The organism is Dyadobacter sp. CY347 (assembly GCF_021502655.1).
GTDB lineage: Bacteria > Bacteroidota > Bacteroidia > Cytophagales > Spirosomataceae > Dyadobacter.
Genome location: NZ_JAKFFT010000013.1, coordinates 38,553 through 55,189, shown reverse-complemented (window position 1 = coordinate 55,189; position 16,637 = coordinate 38,553). Strand labels below are relative to the sequence as shown.

General features: G+C 40.1%; 14 protein-coding genes. 5 read left to right on the top strand and 9 right to left on the bottom strand.

Annotated features, from left to right (window positions below; genetic code table 11):
- Positions 1–2,057: 2,057 nt before the first annotated feature.
- Both L0659_RS26585 and L0659_RS25145 read right to left on the bottom strand, forming a co-directional pair.
- Complete coding sequence (locus L0659_RS26585; protein ID WP_409019462.1) at positions 2,058–2,228, bottom strand: Tn3 family transposase; 171 nt, start codon at positions 2,226–2,228, stop codon at positions 2,058–2,060.
- 243 nt (positions 2,229–2,471) lie between these two features.
- Positions 2,472–3,881: a T9SS type A sorting domain-containing protein gene (locus tag L0659_RS25145; RefSeq protein ID WP_235129375.1), complete on the bottom strand. Its 1,410-nt coding sequence runs from the start codon at positions 3,879–3,881 to the stop codon at positions 2,472–2,474.
- A 348-nt stretch (positions 3,882–4,229) separates the two neighbouring features.
- On the opposite strand from L0659_RS25145, the gene L0659_RS26580 reads away from it, so the two are divergent.
- Complete coding sequence (locus L0659_RS26580; protein WP_409019460.1) at positions 4,230–4,448, top strand: response regulator; 219 nt, start codon at positions 4,230–4,232, stop codon at positions 4,446–4,448.
- A gap of 589 nt (positions 4,449–5,037) precedes the next feature.
- Here L0659_RS26580 and L0659_RS25140 read toward each other — a convergent pair.
- Positions 5,038–5,862: a relaxase/mobilization nuclease domain-containing protein gene (locus tag L0659_RS25140; protein ID WP_235129374.1), complete on the bottom strand. Its 825-nt coding sequence runs from the start codon at positions 5,860–5,862 to the stop codon at positions 5,038–5,040.
- Positions 5,859–6,197 carry a plasmid mobilization protein gene (locus L0659_RS25135; protein WP_235129373.1) on the bottom strand — a complete coding sequence of 113 codons (339 nt, stop codon included), beginning with the start codon at positions 6,195–6,197 and terminating at the stop codon, positions 5,859–5,861. The genes L0659_RS25140 and L0659_RS25135 overlap by 4 nt, the downstream gene beginning before the upstream one ends.
- Positions 6,198–6,462: 265 nt before the next feature.
- Between L0659_RS25135 and L0659_RS25130 the strand changes: the two genes are divergently transcribed.
- From L0659_RS25130 to L0659_RS25120, 3 genes are read left to right on the top strand one after another with little or no spacing between them, the layout of a single operon-like run.
- On the top strand, positions 6,463–6,849 hold the full coding sequence (locus L0659_RS25130) for a hypothetical protein (protein WP_235129372.1): 387 nt from the start codon (positions 6,463–6,465) through the stop codon (positions 6,847–6,849).
- 34 nt (positions 6,850–6,883) lie between these two features.
- Positions 6,884–7,591 (top strand): hypothetical protein, encoded by a 708-nt coding sequence (locus L0659_RS25125; RefSeq protein WP_235129371.1) that lies wholly within the window; start codon positions 6,884–6,886, stop codon positions 7,589–7,591.
- Positions 7,591–8,073 (top strand): hypothetical protein, encoded by a 483-nt coding sequence (locus tag L0659_RS25120; RefSeq protein ID WP_235129370.1) that lies wholly within the window; start codon positions 7,591–7,593, stop codon positions 8,071–8,073. The genes L0659_RS25125 and L0659_RS25120 overlap by 1 nt, the downstream gene beginning before the upstream one ends.
- A gap of 715 nt (positions 8,074–8,788) precedes the next feature.
- Here L0659_RS25120 and L0659_RS25115 read toward each other — a convergent pair.
- The 4 genes from L0659_RS25115 to L0659_RS25100 all read right to left on the bottom strand — a co-directional run bounded on the left by L0659_RS25115 (position 8,789) and on the right by L0659_RS25100 (position 13,766).
- Positions 8,789–9,982, bottom strand: coding sequence for a hypothetical protein (locus tag L0659_RS25115; RefSeq protein ID WP_235129369.1), 1,194 nt, complete (start codon positions 9,980–9,982; stop codon positions 8,789–8,791).
- A gap of 1,688 nt (positions 9,983–11,670) precedes the next feature.
- Positions 11,671–12,804 (bottom strand): hypothetical protein, encoded by a 1,134-nt coding sequence (locus tag L0659_RS25110; RefSeq protein ID WP_235129368.1) that lies wholly within the window; start codon positions 12,802–12,804, stop codon positions 11,671–11,673.
- A gap of 52 nt (positions 12,805–12,856) precedes the next feature.
- The gene (locus L0659_RS25105) at positions 12,857–13,132 is read right to left on the bottom strand and encodes a hypothetical protein (RefSeq protein WP_235129367.1); all 276 of its coding nucleotides are present in this window, start codon (positions 13,130–13,132) and stop codon (positions 12,857–12,859) included.
- The gene (locus L0659_RS25100; protein WP_235129366.1) at positions 13,104–13,766 is read right to left on the bottom strand and encodes an AAA family ATPase; all 663 of its coding nucleotides are present in this window, start codon (positions 13,764–13,766) and stop codon (positions 13,104–13,106) included. Before L0659_RS25100 ends, L0659_RS25105 begins: the two co-directional genes overlap by 29 nt.
- A gap of 1,307 nt (positions 13,767–15,073) precedes the next feature.
- Between L0659_RS25100 and L0659_RS25095 the strand changes: the two genes are divergently transcribed.
- Positions 15,074–15,442, top strand: coding sequence for a hypothetical protein (locus L0659_RS25095; protein WP_235129365.1), 369 nt, complete (start codon positions 15,074–15,076; stop codon positions 15,440–15,442).
- A gap of 270 nt (positions 15,443–15,712) precedes the next feature.
- On the opposite strand, the gene L0659_RS25090 is transcribed toward L0659_RS25095, so the two are convergent.
- A complete protein-coding gene (locus tag L0659_RS25090) occupies positions 15,713–16,372 on the bottom strand; it encodes a recombinase family protein (protein WP_235129364.1) in 660 nt (219 codons plus the stop codon).
- Positions 16,373–16,637 lie beyond the last annotated feature (265 nt).

The window sequence follows — 16,637 nt, the reverse complement described above, 5'->3', positions numbered from 1 at the left end:
AAATCTTCTTCAATTGGGCCATGTTCTCTACCTTACCTGCTAATTGTCACCTTTATCTTAATGATAACATAAGAATAAAGTTTTGTGCTGCAAATGTAATACTAGGGCAACCTAAAGAATATTAAAAGATGTTAAAATATATTAAAATATATTAATGGTATTCTTATTTTACTGAAATTATCAAATGATAGAGGATTTATCAACATAAATCATTCATTTGTTATGCCTACAAATAATAAAATTTGGTAAAAAAGATCCCAATATTAAATGATGTGTCCAGCTTATTTCGGTCAAGATATTCCCTTTGATACACTAGTTTCAAACAGTGCCATGGACAATGACACAGCTTGCACCTATCTCACTCGTAGCACCTAGTTCCAATTCTAATCTTTCATATTGATAACTGTTCATCAAAAGTGTAATGGCTGGAGAACAAAATAATGATGGTGAATTCAGTTTGTCTAATCCTTACACGAAAGTTATAATGAAGTTGCGCGTATTTAAGGTAAACATCAGGAATTAAATAAGTATTTAATGCTTTGTTATAGATTTAATAATTCGTTAAAAGTTCACAACTTAAATATCAATACCTTTGTCATATGTTCGGCTAATTAAATATTGTATTGACAGAACTTATTTAATTCAAATATCAGATATAAAAATAAATAACTCTTGAATTACATAAATACAAAAAGGCGGAATTGCGTGGAAATAGCGTGATACTAGTTGTAATTAATAATTTGCTGTATTTTATGAAAAGTGTCAGAAAAGCCAAGGATCGATTTAGTCGAACGACAACTTTTGGATGGAGTTGAATCTGGTGTAAATTATCATCAAGCAGAACTCCCTGATTCGATAGACAAGCTTAAAAAACATTGTCAATAGGTTCAATCTCGTTACCATAATTGTGTTCAATGGGGACGTCACTTGAAATAGGAATATGGCGCGTAGTACCGCTTCCATATTTTCCCATATGGTTTATGTCCACGCTCAGAATCTTCTAGGTACCCAAATCGGTAGGCCTACACTCAGCTGATACAAGTTCGAAAATGGCTTTGCATGCACTTTCTTCGTTTCTAAGTTCTGTCAATTGTTTGTTTGCCATGATCATCAAAGGTTAATTTTGAACAGTTCATACTGCTCGACCGATTGAGTCTGTAATCTAAGCCGGTCAAACTACCATACTTTTAGGTTGGGCTGACATTGTTGGCATAGAATCAAATTTGTGTTTCAGGTAAGGCCAGATAAGCATTGATGAGACAATCGTAAATGGTAGCTTTATTCAACCTATTCCAATCTCTCAGTTCGAATTCAAAGAGCCTGTCAGTAATTTCATCTTAGACAAAGAATGACAAAGGGTCTTTGTGCGTATAATCTTGTGCGGTTTGTTACCAATCCAGCCCATATAAGGCATAAAGTTGTCAAGCTCGAATTTCTTAATCTCGCCGATTAATTGATAATCTGTCATGTCAGTAATATTTCTGCCTATTTTAGGAAATACCATAGTCAAATTGGGAAAGGAGCTAGTCTCCGGTGGAATTGATTTAACTAAGGGCAGCTTTTACTAGTCACATGACGAATTGTGGTTCAATCTCACTTGCTTGCAATTGTGTTATTGCCGGGGATATAGCGGTCATTGTGCCCACACAAACAGTAAGAAACTGTTCTGGCGCTATTAAATTATATCAAACAGCATTTAGTGCCACAGTTCTTATGTCCAACACTCAACCGGACGAATCGACATCGCGGAAATAGAGATTATAGGTACAAGGTTTATTTTTGCAGATGGTCGGAAGATCACAGCCATTTCAGCCATGAGAAATTGCAAGGCACTCCGGTACGGATCGGATTGCAGGTAAATGATCCTGACCAGTTATTTGCACTGGCAGTAGATGCTGCGAATTAGTTATCTATCCCGTCGCCGATCAGGAGTGCTGGTACAGATTGGGCATTGTAGTAGATTCTTTTGGTCATCATTGAGAATCTTTTAATCATTAACCTAGTATTATGAAATGGATTGCGCGTGAGCGCCCTAAGAACGACCACATCTCCTGTTCTCAAAGGTGAGAGAGATTTAAATAATGGTTAAGATAAATATTTAGCAAAAAATAAGGTTTTACGATCCGTTCAAGGAGTGCTAGGTAAAGCCGGTGTTGTTGTGAATAGTAAATGAGTCTTTTTACCAGCGTAGATGCTGTTGCATGCTTGAGTTTAATATTCACAACCATTTTTCATGATTTCATCCCACTTCTCTTCAATACGCTTGGTCTGGATCGGATTATCAAATTCCTCAAACAGTCGACTTTGTCCTTCAACAATGCCTTGGCGGATATTAAAATGTGCAACTTAATATAATTAGCAACAAAGAGGAAGGTATTGTAACAATTTCAGGCTAAAACCCACACAAACGACTTAAAAATACAAAAAATTAGAAATCTCTATTTTACACGGACGCCAGTTATTTGTATACATTAAAGCTTCACAAACTTCGTTTGCTCTCTTCCGATTCTAATAATATAAATACCTTGTGATAAAGAAGAGACATCTATCTGCCGAGTAGTTTTACCAGTACTAACTGTTTGCCCAAGTAAATTGACAATCAAGAAGTTATCCGTTGAAGTTGTTTCTAATGTCAAAAAGTCACTGGTTACGGAGGGATACAGTTTGAGTCTATATTTCTTTTTTGAAGAAACGAATATGACTCTTGAGAACGTTTCTTTGCCATCAATGTCTATTTGGCGCAGGCGATAGTAAGACATATGTAGGGGTTGGTTGTCGGTAAAGTCATAGGTAGACGCCTCGCCATTTGCATTAACAAAACCCAATACTTGCCATTTACTTTTCAACCCTAAACGTTCTATCTGAAAACCTTTGTTATTGATTTCATCTGCGGTTTGCCATGTCAGGTAATTGACACTGTCTTTATGCTCGCCAATGAAACGTGTTATTGTGACGGGTAGTGAATTTAAGTCTCCATAATGTTTTAACATATAAGCCTTTAAAGCGTCCGCCGATTTCGCCGCAAAAGCAGTACGATTCTTAGGTGAATCCCGAACGTTTGTCATATTGCACTCGATTTGAATGGCGTCTATGGTCGAACCATCCGTACTACCATAACGTTCGATATTATAGCCACCTTCAAAATAAGGTTCACCATCTAAGGGAGCTACGTCTTGTTGAGAAGGAACAGAGGGGTATCCTCGAGCGGCTAGTAAGGTACCCAATGCAAACTCACCGCGTATCATTTCCGGCGTATTCTTACCGGTCAAATTGTTGATAATATTGTATTTTATGGATGTTTTGTCCCGATACAATGTACTCACTAACGTAGCGTCAGAAAGTCGTAATTCGTTACCCGACAAATCGAACCCTACCTCAATCCTTTGATTATCATGCCCATGCCCATGTATGTCGATCAATAACCCTTTACCCGTTTGTTTCACAATATCTGCTTTAGCTGCCAAAATAAAGGCTTCCCATTCCTTCCAGGCGGCCTCTGCTTCCAAGTTGCCATCAGCAGCTTCAACGATTTCACGGTTGGCATCCATTTTTTTTCGATGCAAGTGATTGATGATGATGTGCGGATACCCACCCATGGACGAACGTAAAGCCATGTCCATTTTAATCGCTAAATCGTCTGTATTTGCGTCAGAAATATAATTACAACCTATACAATTCCGGTCAGGAATGGATAAGGGAATTAGCTTTCCGCCATGCGGTGCCGTGAGGATGATAGGTAAATTACCTGCCCGATACTCAATGTAATTATTAGCCCCAAAGTATGTTACACCTGGTTCAAATGGTTGAGCGGTAGCTGAAAATACACATAGGATGGTATAGACCGTTGTAGAGTAGAAAAGGTAACTGATTTTAGCTGTCATAATGCAAAATATCTATGAGCATTTTAGCCGTATTTGATCTTTTATATTTACTGGCATCCACTTAATTTGAGATTAGTGTGATGTCAAACTAAGATCAGGCAAAAAACGCACTTATAAATCATCAGTCCTGGCATATTCGATCACAGAATTTAAGATCCTCAATCAATTCAGGAAGAATACTATTTCGATAATATTTGATCTCGGCGTTTTTCAAAATCTTGTAAAACAAAGGTAAAGCAACGGAGACAGCCAAACCTTTAACTAATATTAATAAGTATAAAAAAATATAAATCAACCTAGTGAAACACGCATGCTACACTATTGGTCGAATACCGCAAACTGCTCCCTGTGCTGCGCGTTGTAGGGCTATGCAGCGATGCCTTCAAAGCTGGCGAGAAAATACAGGAGCAACCAGTTGATCTGTTGTTGATGGATATCAATATGCTAGTGCGGTCGGGGATTAAACTTTTAAAAACACTGAAAAACACTCCCCTAGTGGTTTCACTACAGTTATATAAGGAATTTGCAACCGATGCATTGACTTGGCTGCCTGCGATTATCTGTTGAAACCTTTGTCCATAGAACGCTTCATTATCGCCATTGACCGTGTTGTAGAAAAGCTGAATCCTAAAATGACTACCAAACCTGAATTCCTTCGGAGATTATAAGCAATCATTTACTATTGCAGACTGAGGGAAGGACCAAAAAATTGAACTATGGCCAGATCGTGTATCTGGAGGCTAACTGCAATACAAAGTTGTTACCTCAAGCGAGCGCTTAATGATTAAACGACAAATGGGAGAAGTAAGTGCAGACCAAAGCTTGCTGTTGGCAATACATAATGTAGAAATATGACAATTCCAATAACCGAAGATTCTATGATTTGTAAGTACGGATCCAAGAAAATATATCCTACTTTCCGACAATCAATAAATAAGAGTATGGTAGCCATGATTCGAAACTTTCTTTAATGGCAAGACTTTCTTTTGCCAGGTATCCAACTAGCCCATCCTGATTGGCGGCTGCCAACATAACCATGCAATTAAATGGCCCAATTTGCTATAATCGAACAATTGATCCGTAGGCATTTAAATGCCAATACCAACAATATGGTAATGTAGGCTGCATGTCTTTAAAATAAATTTCAAGAAGAAAATTAAAAGCCCATCTTGTGGCCGCGTTTCTGCTTGCGCTCTGGCTCCGGTTTGACTTGCTGCAACTGCTCCTTTTTAAGTTCGAGGTTCTTGTCTAGCCTAGCCTGTAACTGTTTGGCGGTAAAGCCAACATCCTGCCCCTTAATGGGTACGCTCTGATAGCTGTAACTCGAATATTTTAGCCTACCTTCTTCGATCTTATATTTGCACTCGATCCCTTTTTTTTTCAGCCGCCGCTCCATGTCTTCCGGCGTGTCGGATTCTTCTTTCAAAGCAGCCTTAATTGCAATATTTACGACCTTTTGTGCTTCCTCCTGGTTGACCGCCACATGGCGCAGTTTTCCTTCTTCCAGCTTTTCGAGCTTCGAAAAACCTAGCTCCTGCGTGATCTCTTTGCAGATCCGCACATTACGAGCATAATTGTGCGAAGTTTCCAGCGCCTTGCTCCCATCCGTCGGTACGCGGTTGATATAAACATGGATATGCTGGTGCGGCTTGTCATGGTGCTCATAAACTGCAATCTGGTGGTCTTTCGGGTCAGCCCCCATCTTTTGACAATACCGGTTGGCCGTCTCGATCATTTGCTCACGCGTAGGTTTCTCTTCCGGCTTCCAGCTGATAGACGAATGCCACACCGGTGTCTTGCACCGGCTGTAAGACGCCTCCTGCTGCATCTCGGCGGCAATGCCCTCCGGGTCACGCGAAACCACGTTGTGTGTGACCAGCAAATCTGCTTTGCCCATTATCTCTTTTCCTTCCACAGAATAGCCTGCCCCGTAATGGATTGCACCTGAAAAGCTCGATCCGATCGATGTTTTGGCGATCATGCTTTTAGTATTTTTTTAAGTTGTTCCAAAACTTCAAGCAAAGGCTTCTCATAAAAGAAGCCTTTGTTGGCATATGCGGCCAGCTGGTTCAGGTTAGTGCCGATGCCTTGCAAGTTGCGCTTTTCTTCCTTCTCAAATCGCGCCTGCACCTGATGGCCGGTGCTTAGCCGGCGCAGGTATTCTGATACGCTCAGGCCGGCCAGGATCGCGTTCGCCCTGATTTGTGCATGCTCATGTTCGGTTACCCGGACAGGGATCATTTTACCTTTGTTTTCCCGCCTGGCTGCTCCGGCCTTGCGGGCTTCATAATGCGGGTTCTTATCATTGTCTTCCATAGCCTAAAATATAAAAAGGTGTCCGTGACACCGGGGTTTGGGGCAGCGCCCCGGCAAGTCAAGGGAGGCACGACCGGCGTGTTTGGAGATGCAAATTTGAAGCGAAGCGAAAGTTTGTATATACAAACACATGGCTTGCTTTACCTTCTCACAAACAACAAACGCACGAATATAAGGGCAAGTAACTCTTTTTTTACTTTTTTCTCGGCCATTTGTTAAATATTAAATATTTCTGTTCTATTTTCGTTTTATAGTTGTTTAAAAAATGTCTTTTTCTTGTCCTATGGATAAAAAGTATGTCTTGCAGGCATTTGAAATGAAGCTGAAAGGTCGCTTTGATCTGCTGGCCAGGTACTATGGCGATTACCTCTTTGACATCCCGGCTCAGATCATGATCCGCCAGGTCAAAGATGAGCTCGGTATTGACATTACAGAAGATGCCATCTACAACCTGAAAAGAAGACGTAAAACCAAGCAGGCCGCCCAGCTTGCCCCGCTGGTGGTTGCACCAGGCCCGCCAGTCACCCAACCATCGGACCTGGCGGCCTTCCCTCCTGCCCTGCCTGAACAGGATTTGGGTACAATCGTTGAAAAAGCCACAAAAGAACCAAAAGGTAAGAAAGATCCAGGAATGGATTTTACTGATTTCTGATATTGTACTTTATTAATAATCAATAACTATTAGCATGAAGCAAATTAATCTGGTATTACAGTCAAAAGGTGGCGTAGGCAAATCACTGTTTATATGGTTTGTAGCACAAAACCAGAAAGAACAGAAAACAAATTTTATTGACCTGGACGAATCTACGGGCACATCCATCGGGCGTCTGGGCGCAGTAGTGGGCAAAGAGCGTGTCCGGAGTTTCTCTATACTCAATGAGTACAAAAAAATGGAACGGGATGTAATTGTTGATCTGCTCGATAGGTTGTCCAAGGGGAAATCTGAAAATTATTACATTGATTTTGGCGCACCTGAATCGGCTGAATTCTTACGCTTGCTGCAAGAAGATGACCTGGCTGATGAACTGCGCAGGGAACTGGCAGATAGGGACACTATGCTGCGTTTATTTGTCATTGTTGCAGGACGTGATGCCCTGGCTTCCTGCGTAAATTATTACAACGCGGTGTCTGCTGGAATTGCCGGGCAATTCCCTATAACAATGGTGGTCAATATGGGCACCTTTGGCGGCAGGGAAACGGCTGAAAAAGCAGTTGAAAAACTTAAAGAGCTTGGGATTGATTGCAAACAATTTGGTGACCTGGGAAGTGGTGGGGCTGTTACCGAGATAATCAACCTGATCAGCAAGCCTGATCCGGATCCGGCATCCTTGGGTATGATGTCCAGGATCATGTACCGTAAAAAACAGAAGGAAATACAGGAAATTATTAGCTAATGGAAAAACATACAAACGTCGCTGCGGAGCGCCACAGGCTGGCACTCCGTTTTAACTTATCAGAATCAGCAATCGAGCCGGAGATCGTGCCACTGATGCTGGCTGTCGAGAAATCCGTTGACCAGATTGACCAGGCCGCTGCGAAGGTGAATGAAACGATCAAGCCGGTTACTTATAATAACCACTATGGGCATAACGCTTCTGCCTGGACCATATGGTGGGGGAACCTGTCTACTGGCATTGGTCAAAACATTGTGGCCGTAAGCCTGATCTTTTCAGCTTTTATATTGGGCTGCCTGGCAACGTTCGTAATTAAAGATGCAATTGCCGATCAGGAGAAAATTGAGCTTGCTGAAACAAAGTGGAATTTCGTTTCCAAGTACTTTGAACGCAATGACAAGGGAGAAATTTTCATTCCAAAAGAAAATTATCTGGTCACGGAGGACAAAAAAGGCATTATACTCATTAACCGTGAGGAATAAAACGGTAGAATATGTCCGGAACGATATAACTTGTCTATATCCAACATTTGGCTTTATTAAGTGATAAAACCCATGTCAGCGGTAGTAGTAAACTATTGTTTTTATCTTGTTTAAAATCAACCGTTCGCATATAAAAAAAAGCTTTGGCAATTACATATTAGACCCGATCCTAAAAATGGGAAGACACATGACGACGTCGTTGAATATTGCAAAGAAAATAATATTGCAGACATAGGTTGGCCTGTTCCTGAGGATGTTACAAGCCCCAACAAATACGAACAGGCAGCACGTAAAAAGTATAACCGGCCTGTTCCATCCGTTATCTTGCCAGTAAACCTTTCCAGGAGAATATATTTGGGCACGCGATTGGAAACGGAAATATTAATTGGGATGTATTAAATCTGACCGGTTCTATTCAAATGGGGCTAAACTAATAAACGCACGCTTTTGTCCATGGATTTTGTAAACCAAAATCAGGTGCTATTATCAAGAATAACGAATTCTCAGCACAACCTAATTCGTTTAAGCATTGCTTGTACACTGCATATATTAACAAAAAAAAATAAAAAATAGCATTGCTTAGTATCCTTCCAGTCCTAGAAACTGCTATCTGGCACCTCTTATATTAAAACTTATAGTCTGTCAAAAATATAGAATTACATGAAACGGAAAATAATCTAAACTAAATCCTGGCTTGCAAACCGGTTGGCATTTCTTATTTGTTGCATTCTATAAGTTCCCATACAGCTTTATTGAAATTTGCTTTAGTAATACCTGCAGTTTTCGCAAGCGCTACGAAATAATTGGCATCGCCCTTCTCACTCTTCCCGCAACTCAACAACTCTTTCACTGCTCCAAATCCTTTTTCACGCTCTAGCTTCTTTACGATAAGCGCGTTAATTACATAAGAGATACTAAGTCTTTGATCAGCAGTAATGGATTTGTTCATTTGCTTCGGCTGCGTAAAGTATTCCCTTTCCAAATAAAGGGTTAACCAATCGGAGTGCTTATTTTTCGCGGCATAGTCTATAAACTGAGCAAGAATCGTCGGCCAGCCTATCCCCCAGCTTCCACCGTACAAATAAGCGCATCCTTCATCTACAGGGCGGTTAATTATATCTGGCTCAATGACCAAATGAAGTCTTTCATGGAATAAATCGTGTGGATCAATGTTATCAAAATGGTTGGAAAATCTGCCATCCAAAACCAACAACGTATCGTTCTCCAAAGAAGTTAGCCTGCTTTTTGAATAACCATTGTAGTCCGATTTATAGTTAACACCTGCGAGCATGAGTGCATCTTCAAAGTTATCAGCACAGTAGTAGCGCGTTGCAATGGATGGAGCACCTATTATTTTATCAAAGGACTCTATCATTTTCTGATATGCCTGCACGTTGGCTTCATTCAGATGTTCACGATAGAAAAAGTCCGTCAAACCAACGCGGTTTAACTTCCAACCTTTCGTATTCTGCTTGAATGGAGAAAAAAAGAGGAACCGTGACCCTTCCCTTTTTGCCGATAGCTTAAAGCAGGCACGAAGCGTCGGCTGAGTGTTACGAATACCCATATAGGAAAGCTGAAGGCTATAAGTACTATCTCGTGCTTCGATCAAGTTTATAAGATATGGTTTAAAGAAAATACTGTCTTGGGATTCCTGATCTATCTCAATCTGCTTGAATTCGTCAAGTAGTAACGAGGTTTCTGAGAGCGTTCCGGGCAAGACGGATCCGTTTTTCTGATTGGGAAGCTCCTTGCTGTTCAAGAATTGTTTTAGCGAGGCGATCAGATTGTTTTTAAGTGTGGAGTCCCTTGGTAATCGGATCTGCGGTGAAATAATAAGTTGTTGGGCGTCGGCTTTAAATAAAAGGATGAAAAATGCCCAAATGGTTAAGAGAAAAAATTTTGACATACTTGTTGCTTTTTTGTTGGAAGAATTGGCGGCCTAAATTGAGCTCGGCGTTTTTTATGGGCAAAGTTGACTCTTGTTAAAATGGTATTCAACCCAGGCCTGTTAACGTTTGTGAACGTACGTTCTGAAAATTGTTAATTTTTGTGAAGTGCTGTCCAGAGTTACTATACCGGCTTTTTGCAAAAAAGGCGGTCAAAATTATTCTTTTGACGGCAAATGGTTATTAAAACTACTCTACGTACAATTGTCCCTCCAAGCCTCGCGTAAAATCAATTTAATGTAAGGTCGTTGACAAGTAAACCAATCATCAGCCGTGAAAAAGATTAAAATCGCATCCACGTCAAAGGTTGGTGTAGATTGCTTTTCCACTGAAATCTAATTCACCATGTTAATTGATGTGATGCCAGTTATGTATAGATGTCAGGGAAATCAACTTTATTGATTTTTCCTTTCGTTCGGCTGTTTTACAATTGCAAATCTGTTGAGAGAGCAGTAGTAAGTGATAATAGTTAATCACATTGATGATCAGCCTTTTGCATGGTTCAGCTACAAGCTTATTCCATGCTCACCGGTATTCAGAACAACTATTTCTGCGTTTTCTTGCTGCTTTAGAATGGCCACGATCTCGCTGAATCGATTCTTCCTAGTGTTCCTTTCCTTTTTATGAGAATATAATCGGAAAGCTCAGTCCATTCGACGATCACTTTTAGGCGAAGCTTATAAACTAACGGGAGAGTTCAGGCTGATCCTGTTTAGGTAACAGTGCTGTCAGCGGGTGAATTATTGGATCTTTTTTGCAAGCATAGAAATACAATACCGTCCGGAATGTGTTATTGGCCTGATTTTCTGACTTGATACTTGCTGTGGAACACTTTTTACAAAAACTCAAAAAGACTGCCAAAAAGGCGCACATAATTAAAAATCAGTATAACTAAAAACTTAGTTTTTCCGCATTTTCGAACATCTATTCCGCATAATCAAAATTCCTAATCTTATTTTGTCATGCTACCCAGTATCAAAAAATTAAAATTGTAGCAAACACAACCCACCAAATGACCTTTTTAGCGTGCGCGTAGCGACGCAGGCCGATTTTGTGTGTATGGTAATAAAATATGATATGAGTGACGAAGGAACGAATACCGATTTTCCTTTTTTCACTATTATATGTTTTTATAACAGTTATATATATGGTGGCAAAGCTCGACAGCAATTGATGTTTCGTGCTCTTAGACACTGTTTTTTCTGTGGCAAAGCTCGACAACTATGGTATAAGCGTGACGATACTCGACAGCAATGTGGCCAGGAACGACAGTAAAGTGTATTTATGAGGCAATACTTGACAGCAATGTGGCAACTTTCGACAACAAAAGTGCAATACTCGACAGCAATGTGACAACTCTCGACAGATTTGTGGCAACACTCGACAGTTAATCACCTTCACAAACTCGCAAATCAAACTTTTACATAAGTCTGAGGCAACACTCGACAGCATCACTCATATTCATACATTATTTGGCTCACAACCGCACATATTAAATGGTTTGAGGATCTATAACAGTGAAATGAAATTGCCCTTGAAGATAAAATGAGGCAATACTCGACAGAAAAGCTGTTTTAATTTTAACACCCGGTTTACACCAAGTTATGATAATAAAAATACACTAGAATTGAGGCAATACTCGACAGCACTACCTACTAAAGAAGCCATCTCTAATGTATTGTTTAGCTTGAATCTTAGTAAGTTGCTGATTGTAAGCCTTATAGTATGCAGAGACAAGTATGTCTATTTTAATGTCCGTATCCGCATCAGCGTTAGTTAACCAGCGTTGAAAGACATCCGTTTCATCCTTTATTGCTACTTTGGAATGCTTAGAATTGAAAATACTCCTCAGTTCTATGATCAACGAATTGAAAAATAAATGATCGCCTCGCCGTTCTGTTAAGGATGGAATGTTTACTGAACTTGAAAAATCTAGCTCAACCCAGTACTCTTCTTGGTAAGGTTTAGAAGGGTCACCCTTTACGAATCTGTAGGAAAAAGGAAAATCTCCCTTTTCTTGAAAAAAATCTAGTATTCTCTTTAATGACTTTTTTCTGAATCTATTTTGCTCTACCTCTAACTCTGCTAAATCAGCTAAATAATCAACCGAAAATCGAGCTGTGGTCTCCTTTTGACTTAGTAGTTGATGCCTAGTCCTCTGTAAGATAAGATATAAGCTTTTACGGCCATCTCCTCCCCTACCTTTACCAATTTTCGGATAACCATTTGTTTCAATGGTATAGTATCGGCTAATAAAGCCATCTAGCCATTCATCAGAAATTCTAATTTCATAAATTTTTATGGTATTTGATTGTCTGTTCAGATTCAGTTTGATATCCTTAAGAATTGGAAAATTCTTAAGTTGTATAACCTCATTTTTTGTGTTGACGGCGTATGACTTCGCAAAAATTATATTTTTTTGAAGCATGTTAAAAAGTGCATAGTCAAAGACGGAAACAAATTCATGCCCAAAGTACTCAGGAACAACTGCTTTGGGATTGGCAATGAAGTATGGGTGTTTCCTGGCTAAGTCCTGCCTGTTTCGACCAGACTCTTTACAAAAATCTTTTAGAGTAAATTTAGTGTACCCAAAAAGATCCTTCTTCAAGTTCTTGCTAATGAATACAATAAAGTCCTTTACAATTCCAGCATCCTCGCCAAACGATTTCCTTATGTCATGAAGATTATCAGCTACACTTCTGTCGATTCGACTCAGAAAGAAGTCGTTTTTCAAACTAATATCACTACTAACATTAGCTTGGGCTATTTCTTTTTCCTCCATATACTAAGTTTAAGCACTATTTGATATGCTGAAAGTAGCACTGTTTTAAGTGCTACTTTTCAATATTTAATTTTTCTAAAACCGCTTCAACAATCCAATCGTGGATACTGATCCCTGGCTTAGGCGACCCAGGCTTACGTGGCCGCTTTAAGCGGTGACGATCAATTTCACTAATAATTTGTCCAGTAAGGCGCACATTAATATGTTTTGCCTTTTCCGGATCAGCAGGAGAAGCTTCTTTGATTGTGCTCCCTCCTTTGTTGATGACTGCCTCAATATCGGCTTCGGTCACTTTTGGTTTACGCGGTGGCGGTAATGTGGTTGCCATTTAATACACGGTTAAATAAGTCCTCTATTTCTTTAGTTGCTTTGAGGTCGATGTTTTCACCCTCAAACGGTGTAAGTCCAAAACCAGCGGCGTTACTGATAGCTTTACGATTGCAGATCGGGTAAGGCAAATAAGTGAGTTGGGGAATCTGAGAGAGTGCTTCCGCAACATCTCTATTATCAGCGCTACGAATATCTGCGCGGCTTAGGAATGTGTAAGCGACCAATGGCTCAGCCCGAATTGATTGAATTTCGTCTATCAGATCTGTTACCTTCGTAATTGTCCACAGATCGAAACTGCGTGGAACAAACGGTATCATTGATACGTCGGCCACAGATAGCGCTGCTCTTTGACTAGTGGTATCTCTTCCGCCCGTATCAATTATGATGTGATCGTATTTTGGCTTCATGGCTTCAACTTGTTTCCGTAGATTTGCCCCCGTCATATTGACAAGCGTATACCCGGTATTGCCAAGTGTCTGCTCCCGCCATGCGGTAAAATCTGAAGACGTTTCCTGATCGTCGCCATCGACAAGCAGCACATCCTTCCCTCGGCTAGCTAGCCATCCAGCCATCGTCGTAGCGAGGGTGCTCTTGCCTACTCCACCCTTTATTGAGTTGAATGATATTACCACTGGTTCTTGTGTTAAAAATGATGCTGCAATTAATACAAACTCTTACACAAAAACAAATGCTATTTTTAGTGTTATTTTCAGTGCTGTTTTGAACACTAGAAGTTTGCATATACTATCCCTTTTTTTAGACTTTGTTGATTGTATCAGAACAAGCGGAATCACATTACTATGTTATTAGAATCCTATCAAAGCTTGGCCTAAGCAATGATATTAATCGCCTAATTTGGTTAGATTTTTTTGGCAAGAGTAATCACACTTTTAGTTGGAAGATATCGCAGAGTAAAAGGGAGGAGCAATAGCTGCCAGTAGAGTGTAATTACCAAAGAGAGGCACAACTTGTAAATGAACGTATTTTTGAGCATCAAGGATAAACTCTGGACTTGCAGCACTCCGAAAAACATACAATATCTAGCACCTTTTCCAGTGCTATTTTTAGCACTGGAAAAGGTGCTCAAAAAATCATATTTCATATAAGGTCTGACAAAGTAGGGGAGGGGGGCAGGTACTTTAGTTGATCTAGATAGCTGCCAGTAGAGTGTAGTTACCAAAGAGAGCCACAACTTGTGAATGAACGTATTTTTGAGCATCAAGGATGAACTCTGGATTTGCAGCACTCCGAAAAACATACAATATCTAGCACTTTTTTCAGTGCTATTTATAGTGCAGTTTCTAACACTGAAAAAAAACATATTTTTATATCAAGGTCTGACAAAGTAGGGGAGGGGGGCAGGTACTTTAGTTGATCTAGATAGCTGCCAGTAGAGTGTAGTTACCAAAGAGAGCCACAACTTGTGAATGAACGTATTTTTGAACATCAAGGATGAACTCTGGATTTGCAGCACTCCGAAAAACATACAGTATCTAGCACTTTTTTAAGTGCTTTTTATGGTGCTGTTTTTAACACTTAAAACGACACTCAAAAAACATATTTTTATATCAAGATCTAACAAAGTAGGGGAGGGGGAGGTAAAAAGATGACCCAAAATGGATTGCAAGAGCCCACCTAATGAAGCTATGATACTGAAAAATGCAAATCAGTGTACTTTTCGAAAACACCAGAAATCAGGACGAAACCTAGAACTAGCATGTTGAGTTTTCGCAAACATTTTTATGTTAACTGACAGAAAAAGAGGGCCTTTCTCATTTTGGCAAAATCTTGATTGAATACCAGGAGAAGTCACTTTTCCCCTTTCATTTCGGAGTAATAGCTGCGCTAGGCATAGCTTTCTTACAAGAAAATATTATCGTATTTCCAACCATTTTCACTTTAAAGTGTCTTATAAATGAATCATAAAATAACATCATACATGCATTTCATTTTAAAGACTCCATTCTTCTTTCTTTTAATATTTGTCTTTTCATCTTCCTGTCAGAAGGAGAAAATTGATACAGACTGTGGATGCAGTGGCTCTACCTACCTTACCATTCAAAATCTACAAGCCAGACATTCAGGCAATGGCTATTTTATTATTAATAAAATAGATACAAATGGAAGTTTGACTTATGGATGGGCTTGTGATGTTGATAGTACCTGGAAAGTAAGTACAGATGAAAAAATCTGGAATTACACTATTTCAGGCAATCTAAAAAAGAGATGCTCGGTTAAAGGTCAAGAATATATGTCAATGGCTGCGGGAGTCCCGATTCAGATTACTTCTATTATAAAGAATGATTGAGTCAGGATGTTTTATATAAAAATCGTTTTAAATCACTAGGTTTATTATAGTATCTCAATGTGGCAAATCCTGCAAGTACTTTCGAGCATACTGACAAAAGAAGAAAATCTTGTGAAACCTCCGCTCGGAGCGACGGATCTAAACCATAATAGGGTAGGGGAAACTTATCTTATGAAGAGCATTTTGAGCTCTGAAATTTAAAACTTCTCAAATTGTCATCTGACAAATTAACGTATCACATTTACGTCGTTGGTTGACTTTGTGATACGGCTAATGTTTTCCAATATAAAGACGTTTAAGCAAGCGATGCACTGTGGTTCGATGCCATTGCTCACTACCATTTCGAAACGTCTCAACACCTCGCCGGTTCAACTCGTCGGAGATTCCTCGAACGGTTGTAAAGCCATCTGCTTTCAACGCTTTGATGATCGGCTGCATCGTTTCCGCAAACTGACCTGCAGCCTTCGAATTCTTTTTGCTTTCGATTTCCCGGCCATGTTTACCTAACTGCACACCGCGGCGCTTCGCAGCCTGCAATGCTTCTTTCGTCCGAGTGCTAATCTGCTTCCGCTCATGCTCAGCAAAAGCGGCTAGCAAATGCACCATCAGCGGATTTGCATGTGGGTTATCAACTGCCAGAAACTCAACCTTGCTCTCCATTAAGTTTGCAATGAAAGCCACATTTCGGCCTAGCCGATCCAGCTTCGCAATGATCAGCATTGCTTTCTCTTTTTTGCACAACAATAAGGCAGCCATTAGCTCTGGCCGCTCATTTTTCTTTCCACTCTCGATTTCAGTAAATTCTGCTGTGACTTGGTAGCCTTGATGGTGTGCAAACAGATGCACGGCTTCATGTTGTGCTTCCAGGCCCAAGCCACTCTTTCCCTGGCGATCTGTTGATACTCGAAAATACGCAACGGCTCTTTTCATATGGTTAAAAGTAGTAATTTCTTGGCACTTTGTCCACATGTATACGGTCGTATGTATGTGGACAAAGTACTTTAAAACTTAGCCATGGGGCCTATGCAACTTTCCTGAAGTCTTTGAGAGTGTCTTTTGAGCTTTGAATCGCGGTTGTTCGAACTGTCAAAAATATTTCGCAAACCTACGACACTTTATCTGCAAGTTTCGGTTAATGGACGCTGATAGCCGGTCCTGCCGATCAGTGCAAGACGGCAGTACTTTCAACCCATAA

What these genes read in the sequence shown, in the direction of transcription:
- L0659_RS26585 (WP_409019462.1), bottom strand. Translation starts at nt 2,228, where the DNA reads ATGGTTGTGAATATTAAACTCAAGCATGCAACAGCATCTACGCTGGTA.
- L0659_RS25145 (WP_235129375.1), bottom strand. Translation starts at nt 3,881, where the DNA reads ATGACAGCTAAAATCAGTTACCTTTTCTACTCTACAACGGTCTATACC.
- L0659_RS25140 (WP_235129374.1), bottom strand. Translation starts at nt 5,862, where the DNA reads ATGATCGCCAAAACATCGATCGGATCGAGCTTTTCAGGTGCAATCCAT.
- L0659_RS25135 (WP_235129373.1), bottom strand. Translation starts at nt 6,197, where the DNA reads ATGGAAGACAATGATAAGAACCCGCATTATGAAGCCCGCAAGGCCGGA.
- L0659_RS25130 (WP_235129372.1), top strand. Translation starts at nt 6,463, where the DNA reads ATGTCTTTTTCTTGTCCTATGGATAAAAAGTATGTCTTGCAGGCATTT.
- L0659_RS25125 (WP_235129371.1), top strand. Translation starts at nt 6,884, where the DNA reads ATGAAGCAAATTAATCTGGTATTACAGTCAAAAGGTGGCGTAGGCAAA.
- L0659_RS25120 (WP_235129370.1), top strand. Translation starts at nt 7,591, where the DNA reads ATGGAAAAACATACAAACGTCGCTGCGGAGCGCCACAGGCTGGCACTC.
- L0659_RS25115 (WP_235129369.1), bottom strand. Translation starts at nt 9,982, where the DNA reads ATGTCAAAATTTTTTCTCTTAACCATTTGGGCATTTTTCATCCTTTTA.
- L0659_RS25110 (WP_235129368.1), bottom strand. Translation starts at nt 12,804, where the DNA reads ATGGAGGAAAAAGAAATAGCCCAAGCTAATGTTAGTAGTGATATTAGT.
- L0659_RS25105 (WP_235129367.1), bottom strand. Translation starts at nt 13,132, where the DNA reads ATGGCAACCACATTACCGCCACCGCGTAAACCAAAAGTGACCGAAGCC.
- L0659_RS25095 (WP_235129365.1), top strand. Translation starts at nt 15,074, where the DNA reads ATGCATTTCATTTTAAAGACTCCATTCTTCTTTCTTTTAATATTTGTC.
- L0659_RS25090 (WP_235129364.1), bottom strand. Translation starts at nt 16,372, where the DNA reads ATGAAAAGAGCCGTTGCGTATTTTCGAGTATCAACAGATCGCCAGGGA.